Below are 15,784 nucleotides of genomic sequence, written 5' to 3' on the forward strand. Positions count from 1 at the left end.
ATGATGGCGGCACACCAGGGGCGGGGCAGCCAGGACAGCACCGCGCGCACGCGCGACCCCGACCGGACCCGCCACGAGATCCTGTCCGCGGCGATCGAGGAGTTCTCGGACAAGGGACTGCTCGGAGCTCGCGTCGATGCAATCGCCGAGCGCATCCAGACCACCAAGCGGATGATCTATTACTACTTCGGCTCCAAAGAGGGGCTGTACCGGGCCGCCCTGGCCGAGTCGTACCGCCGCACTCGTGCGCGGGAGCAGGATCTGGGGCTGGCAGACATGCCCCCGGAGCAGGCGTTGCGTGAGCTGGTGCGTTCGACGTTGCACTACGACGCCACCCACGAGCCCTTCGTCCGCTTGGTGCTGTTCGAGAACCTGCTGGGTGGCGAGGCGATCACGCAGTTGGATGAGGAGGACCGGGCGCTGAACCGCGGCGCGTTGGACCTGCTGGACGACGTGCTGGCCCGGGGGCGCGCCGAGGGGGTGTTCCGGGATGACGTATCGGCGCCGACCGCCCTGGACGTCCACCAGGTGATCAGCTCGTTGGCGTTCTTCCGGACGGCGAATCGCGCCACCTTCCGTGAGCTGTTCGGTCGTGACCTCCTCGGCGACGAATCTGCCGATCACGTGCGCGATCTGATCGAGGACACCGTGGTCCGCCTGGTGCGGATCTGACTTTGTGACTGTCCTCACAAGCCGCTGACCGGCGGTTTTACGTCATCGCAGGACTTCGGGCCCACCCCGGAGGCTTTCTTGCGAGCGAAGTTACTAACTAACCAGATCGGTACTTAGCTCGCCCGGGAGGAACCCCCGTGACCGTCGCACCCCCCGCTCGCCCCCAGGCTGTCGACCCCGCCGGTCGCGCGCCGCTGACCGTCGTCGTGCCCGACCGTGCCCCGGCTCCCCAGGTGCCCCACCTGTTGTCGCCGTTCACCGTGGGGACGATGACCCTGCGCAACCGCGTGGTCATGCCCCCGATGGGATCGAACCTCGCGCTCCCGGACGGCACCGTCTCGGATGCCCAGCTCGACTACTACGAGCAGCGTGCCCGCGGCGGTACCGGCCTGATCATTGTGGAGAACATCTGCGTGGCGTTCCCGGTCGCCTCCAACGGCACCACCCAGCTGCGCATCGACCACGACCGCTATGTCCCGCGTCTGTACGAGCTGACCGAGCGGCTGCACCGCCACGGTGCGAAGGCGGCGATCCAGCTCAATCACGCCGGAGCCTCCGCCAACCCGGCACGCACCGGTACCCCCGCGCTGTCCGCTTCGGACGTCCCCTCCAAGCCGGGTGGAGTGGTGCCGGTGCCGATGACCCGCGAGCAGATCGCCGAGGTCCCGGCGCAGTACGCTGCCGCCGCCCTGCGCGCCAAGCGGGCCGGGTTTGACGCGGTGGAGCTCCACGGCGGGCACTCCTATCTGCTCTGCCAGTTCCTGTCCCCGCTGTACAACCACCGCACGGATGAGTACGGCGGCAGCGTGGAGAACCGCGCGCGGCTGGTGCGCGAGGTGCTCGAGGCGGTCCGTGCCGCCGTGGGGCCGCGCTTCCCGGTGGCGCTGCGGATCAGCGCGGACGAGCTGGTCGCCGGCGGCAACACCCTGGACGACTCGGTGGAGCTGATGCGGCACCTGGTGGACCACGTCGACCTGATCGACGTGTCGGCTGCGCTCGCCGGCAACCTGCAGTACCAGATCGATCGGATGGACCTGCCGGACGGCTGGCGCTCCGGCATGGCGCGGCGGTTCCGTGAGGAGTTCGGCAAGCCCACCATCGTCTCCGGCAATGTGCGCGACCCGCAGGTGGCCGAGCGGATCGTCGCCGAGGGGGACAGCGATCTGGTGGCGATGGGGCGCGGCCTGATCGCCGACCCGTGGTGGGTGCGCAAGGTCGCGACCGGCTGCGCGGATCGCATCCTGGACTGCATCTCCTGCAACATCGGCTGCGCGGACCACCGAATCCGGCTGGACCGTCCGATCCGGTGCACGGTCAATCCGGACATCATCGGTCACGAGGACTACCTGCGGCGTCGGGTGGACCGGACGACCCGGGTGGTGGTGGTCGGCGGAGGGGTCGGCGGCCTGGAAGCTGCGTGCACCGCGGCAGAAGTCGGCTGCGATGTGGTGCTGTTGGAGGCCAAGGACGTTGTCGGCGGCGTGGTGGGGGAGGCCGTGCGCCTGCCCGCCAAGCGCCGGATTGCTGGATTCCTCAACCACCTGGTCGACCGTGCGGCTCGTGCCGGCGTGGAGATCCGGACTGCGACGCCGGCCACGGTGGACCTCGTCCGGTCGCTGCAGCCGGATGTGGTGGTCAATGCCACCGGGTCGCAGCCAGTGCTGCCGCCGGTGCCAGGGCTGCGCGAGCGGGTGGATGTCGAGGGCACCCAGGTGTTCTCGATCCTGGGTGCCACCGCCACCGTCGACGAGGTCGATCGGCTGGCCGGGCGTCCGGTGATCGTGGTCGGCGGCGGTGCTGTGGGTCTGGACGTGGTGGAGACCTGCGTCGCGGTCGGTGCTGAGGTGACCCTGATCGAGCGGATGGACCGGGTCGCGGCTGATCTGGATGTGATCACGGCGATGCAGATGCACGAGCTCATCGAGCAGCACCACGTCCAGGTGCTCACTAGCACGACGCTGACCGAGGTCGGCGACGGGTGGGTGGAGGTGCAGGACGCCGCCGGTGAGGTCCGCAGATTGACCGGCGATGCGACCTATGTCTGCCTGGGCATGCGCGGGGACACGAGGAGCTACTCGGCGCTGGCAGAGGCGTTCGCCGGGACCGACGTGGACGTCCTCGATGTGGGCGACTCGGCCGGTGGCGGCAAGATCATCGACGCCACCCGTGGTGGTCGCGACATCCTGATCACCCTGACGGAGCGGGGCGTCCTGCCGCGCTGAAGCCGGCAGGCCGCTCGACTCGCTCGATTCCGTCGACCGCACAGTGGTCCGGGACCGAGGTCCTTCGTGAACGCAGTCACAAGGCTGAACGATGTAACTATCAGGTGAGTACCTTCGTGACGGGCTGCGTCCGAAGGGCCGCCGCCCACCGCCCAGGAAAGGTCCGCGATGAAGAACCGCTACGCACCGACGGCGGGCTCGGTGTACTTCTACTTCTTCCTCTACGGCATGGCCGTCATCATCCTGTCGCAGAACTCCACGCACCTGCAGGAGCAGTGGAACTGCACCGAGGGCAACGTACTGATGGCGCTGTCCGGCATCGGGATCGGGAAGATCATCGGGCCGTCTTTCGCCGGGTTCCTCTCCGACAAGGTCGGCCGCCGATTCATGGTGCTCGCCTCGCTGGCGATGTACATCGTGTTCCTGCTCGGCGTGGTCGTCAGCCCGAACTGGCAGGTCGGCTTCGCGCTGGCCGTGTGGTTCGGGTTGGCCAACGCCGTGATGGACACCGGTACCTACCCCACGCTGATGGAGTCCTTCCCCAAGACGGCCGGGTCGGCGAACATGCTGGTCAAGGCCGCCATCGCTGCTGGCCAGTTCGCGCTCCCGCTGGTGATCAACGCACTGGCGAACGCCGGGGCCTACTGGGGCATCCCGTTCATCGGCGGCGCGATCGTGCTGGCGATCATCTTCCTGGTCATGCTCAAGGTGCCGTTCCCGGACTACAAGGCGCTGGCTGCCGAGCAGAAGGCCGCCATCGAGGCCAACGCCGCGTCCTCCGAGGACGGTGCGACCGGTGCGCGGATCGGCCTGGAGGGGGTGGCACTGGTGCTCTTCGGTTTCACCGCCACCGCCATGTTCTGGCTGGCCCAGAACTCGATGCCCGCTATCGGTCAGCAGCTCGCCGGGATGAGTGAGGACGGCGGTCGTGGACTGATCTCCTGGTACTCGATCGGCTCCTTCGCCGGGGTGTTCATCACTGCGGCCCTGGTGGCCAAGAAGTTCCGCCCAGTCACGTTCCTGGTGGTGAACCCGGTAGCTGCGGCGGCCGCGTACCTGCTGATGGTGCTGGTCCAGAACGGCTCGCTGTACCCGGTGCTGGCGTTTGTGATCGGCTACTTCGCCGCCGGTGGTCTGTTCCAGCTCACCGTGGTGGTGCTGGCCGAGTTCTTCCCGGTTCGCAAGGGCGTGGTCACCTCGATGATCGGGCTGGCCTCGGGACTTGCTGCCTTCGTCCTGCCCTATTTGTCTGGTTGGCTGGTGGACGGTGCAGCCGACAAGGCGGCCGGATACACCAATGTGGTCTGGGTCGGCTTCGGCGTCTGCATCGCCTCGGTGCTGCTGGGTGTCTTCGTGCTGACGCGGTACCGCAAGGTCTTCGTGCGCAGCGCAGCAGCCGCCGACGCGGAGAAGGCTGCGCTCGCCGCGTCCTGAAACCCCGACCGTCCCATCTAGAGGAGTCCCGCTGGTGTCCACACTCGAGGCCGTCGAGGATCTGCCCCCGGACGTCAGCCCGCGGCAGGCCAAGCGTGCTGCGGTGAGCTCCTTCGTCGGCGCGGTGATCGAGTGGTACGACTTCCTGATCTTCGGGTTGACGGCGGCCACGGTGTTCAACACGCAGTTCTACGCCTTCGACTCCCCGACGATGAACCTGCTGGCGTCCTTCGCCACGCTCGGCATCGGCTTCTTGTTCCGTCCGCTGGGCGGGCTGGTCTTCGGTCGGATGGGCGACCGGGTCGGGCAGAAGCAGGTGTTGATCGTGACGATGACCCTGATGGGCATCTGCACGGGCTTAGTCGGATGCCTGCCCACCTATGCGCAGGCCGGGTGGTGGTCGCCGGTGCTGTTGACCGTGCTCCGGTCGGTGCAGGGCTTCGCGGTCGGCGGTGAGTGGGGTGGGGCAGCCCTGCTCGCCGTCCGACACGCGCCCGCTGGTCGACGTGCGCTGTACTCCTGTGGCGTTCAGCTCGGGTACGCCGTGGGCCTGGTCGCCGCCTCCGGAGCGGTGACCGGCATGAGCTCGCTGGCCGGGGACCGGTTCGACAGCTGGGGATGGCGGGTCCCTTTCTGGTTCTCCCTGGTGCTCATCGCAGTCGGGCTGTGGATTCGGTCCGGGGTGGTCGAGCGGCCCAAGGACTCGCAGCCGACCGAGCAGCGGCGCGGGTCGGTGATGACCGCGATCCGCCAGTCGCCGCGCGCGTTCCTGGAGATCATCGGACTGCGCCTGGTCGAGCTGCTGACCATGTACATCGTCACCACCTTCGCGGTGGCCTACGGCGTGTCCCACATGGGAATGCCCCGCGAACGCATGGTCAACGTGGCGCTGATCGTCGGTGCGCTGGGGCTGATCTCCATCCCCGCCTTCGCGTACCTGTCGGACCGGTTCGGGTGGCGGCGGATCTATGTGGTCGGGTCGCTGATCGGGGCAGCCGCCGCGTTCCCGTTCTTCTTCGCGATGGAGTCCGGCAGCTTTGTCCTGGTGGTGGTGGTCGCGGTGGTGTTGATCAACATCGCGCACGACATGGCCGTGTCGGTGCAGCAGCCGCTGATCACGCAGATGTTCGGCCCGGAGAACCAGAACACCGGCGCGGGCGTGGGATACCAGGTGGCCTCGGCGATCGCTGGAGGCTTCACCCCGTTCCTGGCGACGGCCATGCTCACCTGGACCAATGACCGGTGGTGGCCGGTGGCGACCTACCTGCTGGTGGGCTGCCTGATCTCCGCAGCGGTGGCCGGCTTCGCTGTCCGCGGTGGGCGCGCCTCGCAGGTGTGACCGAACCCACGGGTCGTGTCCGCTCCGTGGTCGTTGGTCGGGCGTGAGGCCGTCCGCGCCCACAATGGACACGGTGTCCGGGCTGCTCCGGGCGCTGCCGCCCGCGCGTTTCTCGGCCAGAGGAGTCGACGATGCCCACCCCCACTGCCCGGTCCCGTCAGCGTGGCACCCCGCCGCCGTCCCCGGATCGCGGACCGCTGGTGGTGCTCTGTGGCCCGATGGGGTCGGGGAAGACCGCGATCGGTCGTGCCCTGTCCCGGCGCTGGGATGTCCCGCTGCGCGACACCGACGTCGATGTCGAAGAGCGCGCCGGGACCACCATCGCGGACATCTTCCTGCACCAGGGTGAGCAGGCATTCCGCGATCTGGAGCATCAGATCGTCGCGGAGGCGCTGGCCGAGCACCGTGGGGTACTGGCGCTCGGTGGCGGTGCGCCGGTGCGGACGGACACCCAGCAGCACCTGGCGGAGTACGCGGCGCAGGGCGGGACCGTGGTGTTCCTGGACGTCAGCATCGAGTTCGCCGGGCCGCGGGTCGGGCTCGACGACTCCCGGCCGCTGCTGATGGGTGACCCCCGCCAGCGCTGGCTGGACATCATGCGTGAGCGCCGGGAGATCTACGAGGGTGTGGCCACGATGCGGGTGCTGACCGACGGCGTCACCCCCGCAGAAGGGGCGCGGGAGGTCGAGCGCCGGATGCGGCAGGTACACCAGGCCCGACAGGCTGCGACGCGCCACGGCGGTCCGCACACCCGCTAATGCCGACTGGTCACAGTCACCTCACAGATGTCCGATTGCGTCGCCCTTGGTCTTTTGGGACGTTGTGCGGTGACAGGGGAACTCGCAGAAGGAGAGCACCATGACCACCGTGGCAACGACGGCGCCGTCGAAGGCGTCGCGCGTGATCGCGATCATCTCGGCCGTGGCCGGACTGATCCTGCTGATTGCGGGCGGAGTGACCTGGGGCGCCGTCTCCAGCCACCTCGCCGACGAGAACATCACCGTGTCCGGCGACGCCGCCAACTTTGCGGGTGACCCGGTGACCACGCCGTGGGCGGCCTTCGCCCAGGCCGACATCATCGCTCAGCACGCCCTGGACGCGACCGGCGGCAAGACCTACGCCGAGCTCGACCAGGACGACCCGCTGCGGGACGTCGCGATGAACGCGTCCTTCCTGCGCGCCTCGCTGTTCACCTCCGTGGTCGCCTTCGGCGTGGCCGCGCTGGTGATGGGGCTGGGCATCATGTTCATCCTGATCGGCTGGGCGATCTGGGCGCTGGGCGGCAAGCGTCGGGTCACCCTCGCCGACGGCGGTTCCCGCGCGGAGGCCCGGGTTGCCGAGACCCGCGCCGGGCAGACGCAGGCCACCAGCACGACCATCCCGCCTGCGGAGCCGGGCACCCCGGGCACGACCCCGGCGGTCTGATCCGCAGTACACAGGACGAGGGCCGGAACTCCACGGAGTTCCGGCCCTCGTCGTAGGTGAGCCCCGGGCGGCCCCTCCAGCCACCCGCGCGCTCAGGACGCCGAACGATCCCGGCGACGTACCGAGCTGACCAGCGAGCTGATCAGCAGACCGACTCCGGCCAGCGCCAGCAGGCCGATGAACAACAGCTGGAAGTCGATGTGCAGCCCCGCCGCCGCTGCCAGGATCGCGGCACCGATCGCCACCACGATCAGGCCCCAGATCACCGTGCCGGTCCGGGGACCGGTGCTGCGCGGCACCGGGGGCGCGGTAACCGGCGCGGGCGGGGTCCAGGTGCTGGTGGTGCTCGTCGGCTCCGGCGACGGGGGAGTTGCGGACATCGGCGGTGTGGACCCGTCGGTGGCGAATCCGCTCGCGGGAGCGTCATGGACCGGTGGTGCGGGGTAGGGATCGGTCTCGACGGCCTCGGTCTGGACGGTGTCGGTCCCGGCTGCGTCGGCCTCGGCCGCCGTGTCGATCTGCTCGGTCTCCGGCACCGACCCGATCGCCTCGGTCTCCGGCACTGACTCGATGGCTTCGGTGCGGTCGTCGTCGTGCTCGTTCGTCTGCTCGGAGCCCTGCCCCGGGGTGCGCTCGGACATCAGTTCTCCTCGATGGTGATGTTGCCCAGGCCGATGTCGGCCCGGAGATCCAGTTGGGCGGGTGTGTCGGAGGAGACCTCGTCGCTGGTGAACACCCGACGGTTGGCGACCCCGCTCAGCTCCTGATCGCGGTCATCGACTGTCCAGAACACCTGTCCACCGCCGGAACGAACCGTGGCTCGGACCGGGGTGTCGTTCGGGACGATCACGGTGATGTCACCGATCCCGACCTGCACCGGCACCTCCAGCGCCTCGTCCTCGACCAGCGGCACCTCGGTCAGATCGACCACCGCCGAGCCCATGCCGAGCGCGAAACCCGCCTCCGCGGCGGATCGGCTCTCGACCAGGTAGCGCTCGTCACCGATGCCCGCGGTGCGACGGTCCGAGTCCCACCAGGTGTCGGAGTCCGCTGCCACGGCAGGACCGGCCAGCACGATGCCAATGATCGCCAGGGCGGTCAGTCCGCCGGAGCGTCGTCCGAGCAACCCGCACAGGATGATGCCGAGGCCGACCAGGACGATGCCCCCACCGACCACGATGCTGGCCACCGGGCCGTCGTAGTGACCGGTGCGGTCCGCGATCAACAGCCCGGCTAGGCCGATCAGGATCAGACCCATCACCGCACCGGTCATCGCGGAGCCGGGGCCCGGCACCGGAGGCTTCACCGGCTTGGGCGGCTTCGGGGGTTTCGGGGGCTGGGACTGCCACGACGGGCCACCGGTGTGCGGCGGAACCGGTCGGGGCGGCAGCGGTGTGCCTGGGCCACCCGGCAGCGGGCTCGGGCTGATCGGCGGGTGGACCCCCGTGGGGGTAACGGGTGCGGAGCCGTAGACCGGGGCGGCGGGCGGCACCGTGGCCGAGGTCCGGATCGGGGGGTTCCCGGTGGGGCCGGCGGTCGGTGTGACCGACGAGGCCGGGCTGGCGGCTGGAGTGGGCTCGGTCATCGGAACGGGCCCTTCGGTCGAGGTCGAATCGCGTCGATCCCGCCGGGCGTTCGCGAGGATGACGATCACGGCGACCACGGCCGCAGACCAGGCGATCACGGAGAACCACCCGGAATCGAACGGCCCCCAGGAGAACCACCAGCCACCGTTGGTCGCGCCGACCAGCACCAGCACACCGGCACCAATCAGTCCGCCGTCCCAGTCGCCGTGGATCGCCTGCTCCAGGTGGATCCTGCCGTCCGGCTCGGGCAGCAGCGCCCAGGCGATGCCGTACAGCACCAGGCCGAAGCCGAGCAGCACGCTCAGGCCGACCAGCCCGCGCATCAGCAGCGGGTCCATCCCGAACCGCTGCGCGAGCCCGGAGGCCACACCACCGATCCACCGGTCCTGGCCACGGGTGACCCCGACCTTGCGGATCGCGCCGAAGAAGCCGTCCCCGCTGCGTCCGCCGGGTGCGCCCGGCGTGGGTCCGGAACCGGCCGGGGGCGGGGTGCCCGGGCCGTAGCCGGTGCTGTCGTTCGTCATGGTTCGATCCTGACCGCCGCCAGCGCTCCGAACCATCGGGGGCCACCCTGAGCCACCCCTGATTCGCCGGTCCGGGTCCCTGATCCTGCCCCGAGTTCGGCGCTCAGGGCTTCGACGCGGAGCCGAGACATGTGACGATCAGGGCATGCAGACCCCTGTCCGGCCACCGCTGCGCCGCCCCGAACGTGGTCGCGTCCTCGGTGGCGTGGCCGCGGGTCTGGCCGTGCACCTGGGGGTGTCCGTCCGGATGGTGCGGCTGCTGTTCGTGGTGCTGACACCGGTCGCGTTCTTCGGTCCGCTGCTCTACGTGTTCTGGTGGGTGACGGTGCCGCTCGGGGATGCCGAGCAAATGACCGACACTCGTCCGGCGTGGCAGACCCGTCTGGCCCCGGTGCTGAGCCCGGCGCGGGTGGAACAGCTGCGCAGACTGCCCTGGGGTCAGATCGCGGTCGGTGCGGCGCTGGTGGTGAGTGCGGCGGCGCTGCTGCTGAACCGTTCCGGCAGCTCGATCGGTTCGGGCTGGTTGGTCCCGGTGCTGCTGCTGGCCGCTGGCGCTGCCCTGGCCTGGAGTCAGCTGGACGCGGTGCAGAAGGAGCGCAAGGGCGGGGCGCGCAACCGGGTCAGTGTGCTGCGGCTGGTCGGCGGCCTGGTGATCGCCGGGGTCGGCGTGCTCCTGCTGGTCGGCAAAGAGACCGAACCGGCCGTGCTGGTGCAGTCCACGGTCGCGGCGGTGGCGGTGTTGGCCGGTGTGGCGCTGGTGCTCGCTCCGTGGTGGCTGCGCCTGGTGCGTGCACTGGGTGACGAGCGTCTGGCCCGAGCCCGGGAATCCGAGCGCGCCGACATCGCTGCACACCTGCACGACTCGGTGCTGCAGACCCTGGCCCTGATCCGCGCCCGCGCGGACGACGCCACTGAGGTCGCTCGTCTGGCCCGCGCCCAGGAGCGCGAGCTGCGAGCCTGGCTCTACGACGACCGCCCCGAGCCCGGCACCTCCGTGGTCGCAGTGCTGCGGGAGATCGTCGCGGAGATCGAGGACACCCGGGTCGGCCCCTCCGGTGAAGCGGTGACCATCGACGTGGTGGTGGTCGGGGACTGCGAACCCGATCAGAACACCGACGCCCTGCTCCAAGCGACCAGGGAGGCGCTGCTCAACGCGGTGCGACACGGTCGTCCGCCGGTGTCCTGCTACCTGGAGGCCGGTCCGACCGAGGTCGAGGCCTTCGTCCGAGACCGGGGGACCGGCTTCGACCTGGACGCGGTGCCCTCGGACCGGTTCGGTGTCCGGGAGTCGATCCTGGGCCGCGTGCGCCGCCGCGGTGGGACCGCCTCGGTGGTGTGCAAGGACGGGGGCGGCACCGAGGTGCGGTTGCAGGTGCCCCGTGTGAGCGGTCCGGGGACGCCGGAGCAGACGACGGCCGACCCGGCCAGTGAGAGGACGATGCAGTCATGAGCGAGCCGATCGATGTCGTGCTGGTCGACGACCATCTGATGTTCCGCGCCGGGGTGCGGGCTTCCCTGGACGACCGGGTGCGGGTGGTCGGCGAGGCCGAGACTGTCGAGCAGGCGGTGGCGGTGGTGCGCGAGCTGCGACCACCAGTGGTGCTGTTGGACGTGCACTTGCCCGGTGGTGACGGTGGGGGTGGTGCCGAGGTGATTCGGCTGTGCCAGGACCTGCTCGCCGAGACCCGGTTCCTGGCGCTGTCGGTCTCGGATGCCGCCGAGGATGTGGTGGCCGTGATCCGGGCCGGCGCGCGCGGGTATGTGACCAAGGCGATCAGCGGCCCGGACCTGTCTGCCGCCGTGCAGCAGGTGGCCGGCGGCGATGCGGTGTTCAGCCCGCGGCTGGCCGGATTCGTGTTGGACGCCTTCGGCACTGCCGCAGGCGATGTCGCCACCGGGGACGACGAGCTGGACCGGCTGTCGGCCCGGGAGCGCGAGGTGATGCGGTTGATCGCGCGCGGTTACTCCTACCGGGAGGTCGCCTCCGAGCTGTTCATCTCGATCAAGACCGTCGAGACCCATGTGTCGGCGGTGCTGCGCAAACTGCAGCTGTCCTCGCGGCACGAGCTGACCCGGTGGGCGGCTGCGCGGCGACTGCTCTAGGGGTGACCGGCACCACCGTGCGACGTGGTGTGTCGTGCGAGTGGTCCATGTCAGGGTGGTCTCTCCCCCCAACGTCGAGGAGACGCCCCCATGGACATCGTCTACGGCCTGCTCGTGGTGCTGCACCTGATCGGCTGGGCCATCGTGCTCGGCGGCTGCATCGTCACCCTGCGGCAGAACGCCTTCCCGAAGGGTGCCTTCCACGGTGCTCTCACCGCTCTGGTCACCGGGCTGATCATGACCGGTCTGCGCTCGGCCGAGGTCGCCGGGCTGGACAAGCCGGACAACGCCAAGATCGGCGTGAAGCTGGTCATCACGCTGGTGATCACCGTGCTGATCTGGCTCGGGCAGCGCAAGCCGGAGCAGGTCACCAAGGGCCGGGTCGGTGTGGTGCTCGGCCTGACCGCGGTCAACGTGGTGATCGCAGTGCTCTGGGGGTGACCTGCTCCGGGTGAGTCAGCTACAGGTGTAGGTGACCCCGTCGATGTAGTGCGTGCCAGGCCCCTGCTCGGCGCAGACGTCCAGCACGTGCCAGACGCCCATGCCGACGATGACACCGATTACGAGCCAGATCACGGAGACGGCCAGGGCGATGCCGGCCATCACCTTGCTGGCGGTGTCGGTGGTGCCGCGCTTCTTGACCAGGGTCACGATCGCGAGCACCAGACCGACCAGCGAGGTGCAGCCGATCGCGGCGAGCACCAGGGAGACGATGGCGAGCGTCTTGGTGCCGTTATCCGGTGCCGCGGCATAGCCCGGGTACTGCGGGGCCCCGGCGGACGGATAGGCCGGGGTGCCCGCGTAGGGCGGCGGTGTCCCCGCACCGGTGGAATCGCTCGGGTAAGCAGGCGGCACAGTGGGGTAGGCGGGCGGTGCGCTCGGGTACGCGGGTGTCGCCTCCGACTGCGGCCCGGAACCCGATGGGGGTGCGCTGCTGTCGGGCTGGTCCGGCTGCTGCGGTCCCGGCGGAGTCTGGGGGGTGCTCATCGATCCTCGTCTCGGTTCTGGGGGTGCAGGGTGTGCGCGGCTGCGGCAGGAGTGCCGTGCGGCCGATCCTGCCAGGGCCCGCCGCCGAGCTGCCAGCACGTCCATCGGTGGACCCGGGTGTCAGCGCCTACGCCTAGGCTTGGGGGTGCCATGACGTCGCTCTTCGAGAACCTCCCGCTGCCCGGACTCGACCTCGCCCGCCTGCCCGCCGGACCCCCGCGGACGGATGCCGAGGTCGACGAGCCCCGCCGTGCCGGACACGGTCCGCACCGGGCCGATCCGGAGTCGCTGCTGGAGGGCCTAAACCCCGAGCAACGGGCTGCGGTGCTGCACACCGGTGGGCCGCTGCTGATCGTCGCCGGTGCCGGATCGGGCAAGACCCGGGTGCTGACCCATCGGATCGCGTACCAGTTGGCCACCGGTCGGGCGCGGGCGGGGGAGATCCTGGCGATCACCTTCACCAACAAGGCTGCGGCGGAGATGCGCGAGCGAGTCGCCGCGCTGGTCGGCCCCTCCGCCCGGGCGATGTGGGTGTCCACCTTCCACTCTGCCTGCGTGCGGATCCTGCGCAAGGAGGCCGGCACCCTCGGGCTGCGGTCCAGCTTCTCAATCTACGACTCGGCAGATTCACAGCGGCTGATCACGCTGGTCGCCCGTGAGCTGGACCTTGACCCGAAGCGCTACCCGCCTAAGGCGCTGGGGTCCAAGATCTCCTCGCTCAAGGACGAGTTGGTGGCTCCCGAGGACTTCGCGGCGACCAACGGCGGCGACGGTGCCAACGACTTCGACCGGACGCTGGCCCAGGTCTACACCCGTTACCAGCAGCGGCTGCGGCAAGCGAACGCGCTCGACTTCGACGACCTGATCATGACCACGGTCAACCTGCTGCAGGCCTTCCCCGCGGTGGCTGAGCACTACCGGCGTCGGTTCCGGCACGTGCTGGTCGATGAGTACCAGGACACCAACCACGCGCAGTACGTGCTGGTCCGCGAACTCGCCGGTGCCGGTGCGCAGATCGAGGGGGACGTCCCGCGCGGGGAGCTGACCGTGGTCGGCGACTCCGACCAGTCGATCTATGCCTTCCGTGGCGCGAACATCCGCAACATCATGGAGTTCGAGGCCGACTACCCGGACGCCACCACCATCCTGCTGGAGCAGAACTACCGCTCCACCCAGACCATCCTGTCCGCCGCCAACGCGGTGATCAGCCGCAACCCGGGTCGCAAAGCCAAGCGGTTGTGGACCGACTCCGGTCAGGGCCCGCAGATCGTGGCCTACGTCGCCGACGACGAGCACGGCGAGGCCCGGTTCATCGCGGAGGAGATCGACCGCCTGGCCGACTCCGACGGGGTACGCCCCGGTGATGTGGCGATCTTCTACCGCGCCAACGCCCAGTCCCGTGCGCTGGAGGAGGTGCTGGTCCGGGTCGGCCTGCCCTACAAGGTGGTCGGCGGCACCCGGTTCTACGAGCGCAAGGAGATCAAGGACGCGGTCGCCTACCTGCGGGCGATCGCGAACCCGGATGACGACGTGAACCTGCGTCGGATCCTCAATGTGCCCAAGCGCGGACTCGGTGAGCGCTCCGAGGCGATGGTCGCCGCTTACGCCGAACGGCAGCGGATCTCCTTCGGGGCGGCGCTGGAACGGTTGGACGAGGTGCCCGGGCTGGGCACCCGGGCGATCACCGGTCTGCGCGCCTTCGACGTGATGATGTCCGACCTGCGCGCGCTGGCGGAGTCCGGTGCCGGACCGGCCGAGGTGCTGGGTGCAGTGCTGGACCGCAGCGGGTACCTGGCGGAGCTGCGCGCCTCGGAGGACCCGCAGGACCAGACCCGGGTGGAGAACCTGGCGGAACTGCACGCCGTCGCGGCCGAGTTCGAGGAGTCCGAGCCCGAGGGGGACCTCGCGGACTTCCTGGAGCGGGTGTCGCTGGTCGCCGACTCCGACCAGATCCCCAGCGACGACGGCGCTGACGGCGACGAGGACGCTGCGCGGGCGGCGGACCAGGGCGTGATCACCTTGATGACGCTGCACACCGCCAAGGGCCTGGAGTTCCCGGTGGTGTTCCTGACCGGGATGGAGGACGGCACCTTCCCGCACATGCGGTCCCTGGCGGACACCGACCAGTTGGCCGAGGAACGTCGACTGGCCTATGTCGGACTGACCCGGGCCCGGGAACGGCTGTACATCTCCCGTGCCGCCGTCCGGACCGCCTGGGGGGTGCCGAACGAGTTCCCGGCGAGCCGGTTCTTGGACGACCTGCCGGAGGAGCTGATCGATTGGCGGCGGCGCGAATCCAGCACCGACCGGCTGCGGACCCCGGGCGGGTACGTGACTGGCCGCGGCGGATTCGGCTCCGGCCGGGGCGAGGGCGGCGAACGGGCCCGGGACCGGCGACGGGTGGATCTGAGCCAGCGCCCACCCGGTGGTGCCACCTTCGGATCGGCGACCCCGCGCCCGGATGCGCAGATCCCGGATCTGGCGGTGGGGGACAAGGTGACTCACGACAGTTACGGCCTGGGCACCGTCGTGTCGATGGAGGGGGCGGGACAGAACGCGGTGGCGAAGGTCGACTTCGGCACGGAGGGCACCAAACGTCTCTTGCTGCGGTTCTCCCCTGTTACCAAGCTCTGACTACTCAGTCGGCGGTGTGTGGCCCCGCGCGTCCGGCATGATGCCGCCTATGCGTAGTGCACTCTTCGACCAGGCTCATGCCGAGATCCAGACCTCCGACCGGTTCGCCCTGCAGAGCACCAAGATGCTCAAGGTGACCCTCGGCCCCGACGTGCTGTCCGCCAAGGGCGCGATGGTCGCCTACCAGGGCCAGGTGCAGTTCCACCACGAGGGTTCCGGCTCCGTCGCGCGGTTCGTCAAGAACGCGATCAGCGCCGACAACCAGCCCCTGATGCGGGTCTCCGGTCAGGGTGAGGTGTTCTTCGCCCGGTCCGCGGAGAACGTCTTCCTGCTCCAGCTGGAGGGCGACGCGATCAGCGTGAACGGTTCCTCCCTGCTGGCCTTCGACTCGGCGTTGCAGTGGGACCTGCACCGCACCAAGGGCGCCGGGATGATGACCGCGGGCCTGTTCAACACCCTGATCCAGGGACAGGGGACCGTGGCGCTGACCTCGCACGGCGCGCCGATGATCCTGGACTGCTCGCAGCAGCCGACCTTCGTGGACCCGAACGCGGCGGTGTGCTGGTCGGCGAACCTCACCCCGGGCATTGTGAACAGCATGAACATGCGCTCGCTGGTCCGCGGAGGCACCGGCGAGGCGATCCAGTACAGCTTCCACGGTCCGGGCTTCGTGGTGGTGCAGCCCTCGGAGGGGTACCCGATGCCGACGGCCTGACATCGGCGGACGCGCGGCCCGGGACTTCTAGGACAGAAGTCCCGGGCCGTTCTCTCGATATGGAGATAAATCGCCCGCGGGGTGGTTACGATCGTCGACGGCAGAGCAGCCGATCCCGACCCGGGATACATGGGAAGGACCGC

14 protein-coding genes are annotated in these 15,784 nt (G+C 69.6%); 11 read left to right on the forward strand and 3 right to left on the reverse strand.

The genetic code is table 11. From position 1 onward, the window contains the following. Positions 1 to 3: 3 nt before the first annotated feature. The 6 genes from AB0N78_RS04975 (at position 4) to AB0N78_RS05000 (ending at position 7,092) form a co-directional block, all read left to right on the forward strand. Entirely contained in the window at positions 4 to 672 is a 669-nt protein-coding gene (locus AB0N78_RS04975) for a TetR family transcriptional regulator (RefSeq protein ID WP_363386518.1), read from the forward strand. Between the two features lie 137 nt (positions 673 to 809). Then, positions 810 to 2,894 carry an FAD-dependent oxidoreductase gene (locus tag AB0N78_RS04980; protein WP_363386520.1) on the forward strand — a complete coding sequence of 695 codons (2,085 nt, stop codon included), beginning with the start codon at positions 810 to 812 and terminating at the stop codon, positions 2,892 to 2,894. 168 nt (positions 2,895 to 3,062) lie between these two features. Next, complete coding sequence (locus AB0N78_RS04985; protein ID WP_363386522.1) at positions 3,063 to 4,328, forward strand: MFS transporter; 1,266 nt, start codon at positions 3,063 to 3,065, stop codon at positions 4,326 to 4,328. A 34-nt stretch (positions 4,329 to 4,362) separates the two neighbouring features. Continuing rightward, the gene (gene shiA / locus AB0N78_RS04990) at positions 4,363 to 5,667 is read left to right on the forward strand and encodes a shikimate transporter (protein WP_363386524.1); all 1,305 of its coding nucleotides are present in this window, start codon (positions 4,363 to 4,365) and stop codon (positions 5,665 to 5,667) included. 131 nt (positions 5,668 to 5,798) lie between these two features. Then, on the forward strand, positions 5,799 to 6,425 hold the full coding sequence (locus tag AB0N78_RS04995) for a shikimate kinase (RefSeq protein WP_363386526.1): 627 nt from the start codon (positions 5,799 to 5,801) through the stop codon (positions 6,423 to 6,425). 100 nt (positions 6,426 to 6,525) lie between these two features. Further along, complete coding sequence (locus tag AB0N78_RS05000) at positions 6,526 to 7,092, forward strand: aromatic ring-opening dioxygenase LigA (RefSeq protein WP_363386528.1); 567 nt, start codon at positions 6,526 to 6,528, stop codon at positions 7,090 to 7,092. Positions 7,093 to 7,184: 92 nt separating this feature from the next. Here AB0N78_RS05000 and AB0N78_RS05005 read toward each other — a convergent pair whose 3' ends face one another. Together AB0N78_RS05005 and AB0N78_RS05010 are read right to left on the reverse strand one after the other, a co-directional pair. After that, the gene (locus AB0N78_RS05005) at positions 7,185 to 7,733 is read right to left on the reverse strand and encodes a hypothetical protein (RefSeq protein WP_363386530.1); all 549 of its coding nucleotides are present in this window, start codon (positions 7,731 to 7,733) and stop codon (positions 7,185 to 7,187) included. Beyond that, positions 7,733 to 9,202 (reverse strand): PspC domain-containing protein, encoded by a 1,470-nt coding sequence (locus tag AB0N78_RS05010; protein WP_363386532.1) that lies wholly within the window; start codon positions 9,200 to 9,202, stop codon positions 7,733 to 7,735. The genes AB0N78_RS05005 and AB0N78_RS05010 overlap by 1 nt, the downstream gene beginning before the upstream one ends. A 145-nt stretch (positions 9,203 to 9,347) precedes the next feature. On the opposite strand from AB0N78_RS05010, the gene AB0N78_RS05015 reads away from it, so the two are divergent. The 3 genes from AB0N78_RS05015 (at position 9,348) to AB0N78_RS05025 (ending at position 11,746) form a co-directional block, all read left to right on the forward strand. Next, the gene (locus AB0N78_RS05015; RefSeq protein ID WP_363386534.1) at positions 9,348 to 10,652 is read left to right on the forward strand and encodes a PspC domain-containing protein; all 1,305 of its coding nucleotides are present in this window, start codon (positions 9,348 to 9,350) and stop codon (positions 10,650 to 10,652) included. Then, positions 10,649 to 11,305, forward strand: a complete 657-nt coding sequence (locus AB0N78_RS05020) for a response regulator transcription factor (RefSeq protein WP_363386536.1) — start codon at positions 10,649 to 10,651, stop codon at positions 11,303 to 11,305. The genes AB0N78_RS05015 and AB0N78_RS05020 overlap by 4 nt, the downstream gene beginning before the upstream one ends. A gap of 90 nt (positions 11,306 to 11,395) precedes the next feature. Beyond that, the gene (locus AB0N78_RS05025) at positions 11,396 to 11,746 is read left to right on the forward strand and encodes a hypothetical protein (RefSeq protein WP_363386538.1); all 351 of its coding nucleotides are present in this window, start codon (positions 11,396 to 11,398) and stop codon (positions 11,744 to 11,746) included. A gap of 15 nt (positions 11,747 to 11,761) precedes the next feature. Here AB0N78_RS05025 and AB0N78_RS05030 read toward each other — a convergent pair whose 3' ends face one another. Further along, on the reverse strand, positions 11,762 to 12,292 hold the full coding sequence (locus AB0N78_RS05030) for a hypothetical protein (protein WP_363386540.1): 531 nt from the start codon (positions 12,290 to 12,292) through the stop codon (positions 11,762 to 11,764). Positions 12,293 to 12,442: 150 nt separating this feature from the next. Here AB0N78_RS05030 and pcrA point away from each other — a divergent pair, with 150 nt between their 5' ends. Together pcrA and AB0N78_RS05040 are read left to right on the forward strand one after the other, a co-directional pair. Next, a complete protein-coding gene (gene pcrA, locus AB0N78_RS05035; RefSeq protein WP_363386542.1) occupies positions 12,443 to 14,926 on the forward strand; it encodes a DNA helicase PcrA in 2,484 nt (827 codons plus the stop codon). A 49-nt stretch (positions 14,927 to 14,975) separates the two neighbouring features. After that, entirely contained in the window at positions 14,976 to 15,641 is a 666-nt protein-coding gene (locus tag AB0N78_RS05040) for an AIM24 family protein (protein ID WP_363386544.1), read from the forward strand. Positions 15,642 to 15,784: the final 143 nt, after the last annotated feature.

It is taken from the genome of Cellulomonas sp. NPDC089187, assembly GCF_040685135.1.
In the GTDB taxonomy this organism is placed as follows: domain Bacteria; phylum Actinomycetota; class Actinomycetes; order Actinomycetales; family Cellulomonadaceae; genus Cellulomonas.

Bases quoted from the DNA above. Each gene is read 5' to 3' on its own strand.
- AB0N78_RS05040 (WP_363386544.1), top strand. From the start codon at position 14,976: ATGCGTAGTGCACTCTTCGACCAGGCTCATGCCGAGATCCAGACCTCC.
- pcrA (WP_363386542.1), top strand. From the start codon at position 12,443: ATGACGTCGCTCTTCGAGAACCTCCCGCTGCCCGGACTCGACCTCGCC.
- AB0N78_RS05005 (WP_363386530.1), bottom strand. From the start codon at position 7,733: ATGTCCGAGCGCACCCCGGGGCAGGGCTCCGAGCAGACGAACGAGCAC.
- AB0N78_RS04975 (WP_363386518.1), top strand. From the start codon at position 4: ATGGCGGCACACCAGGGGCGGGGCAGCCAGGACAGCACCGCGCGCACG.
- AB0N78_RS05025 (WP_363386538.1), top strand. From the start codon at position 11,396: ATGGACATCGTCTACGGCCTGCTCGTGGTGCTGCACCTGATCGGCTGG.
- AB0N78_RS04995 (WP_363386526.1), top strand. From the start codon at position 5,799: ATGCCCACCCCCACTGCCCGGTCCCGTCAGCGTGGCACCCCGCCGCCG.
- AB0N78_RS04985 (WP_363386522.1), top strand. From the start codon at position 3,063: ATGAAGAACCGCTACGCACCGACGGCGGGCTCGGTGTACTTCTACTTC.
- AB0N78_RS05000 (WP_363386528.1), top strand. From the start codon at position 6,526: ATGACCACCGTGGCAACGACGGCGCCGTCGAAGGCGTCGCGCGTGATC.
- AB0N78_RS05015 (WP_363386534.1), top strand. From the start codon at position 9,348: ATGCAGACCCCTGTCCGGCCACCGCTGCGCCGCCCCGAACGTGGTCGC.
- AB0N78_RS05020 (WP_363386536.1), top strand. From the start codon at position 10,649: ATGAGCGAGCCGATCGATGTCGTGCTGGTCGACGACCATCTGATGTTC.
- AB0N78_RS05010 (WP_363386532.1), bottom strand. From the start codon at position 9,202: ATGACGAACGACAGCACCGGCTACGGCCCGGGCACCCCGCCCCCGGCC.
- AB0N78_RS05030 (WP_363386540.1), bottom strand. From the start codon at position 12,292: ATGAGCACCCCCCAGACTCCGCCGGGACCGCAGCAGCCGGACCAGCCC.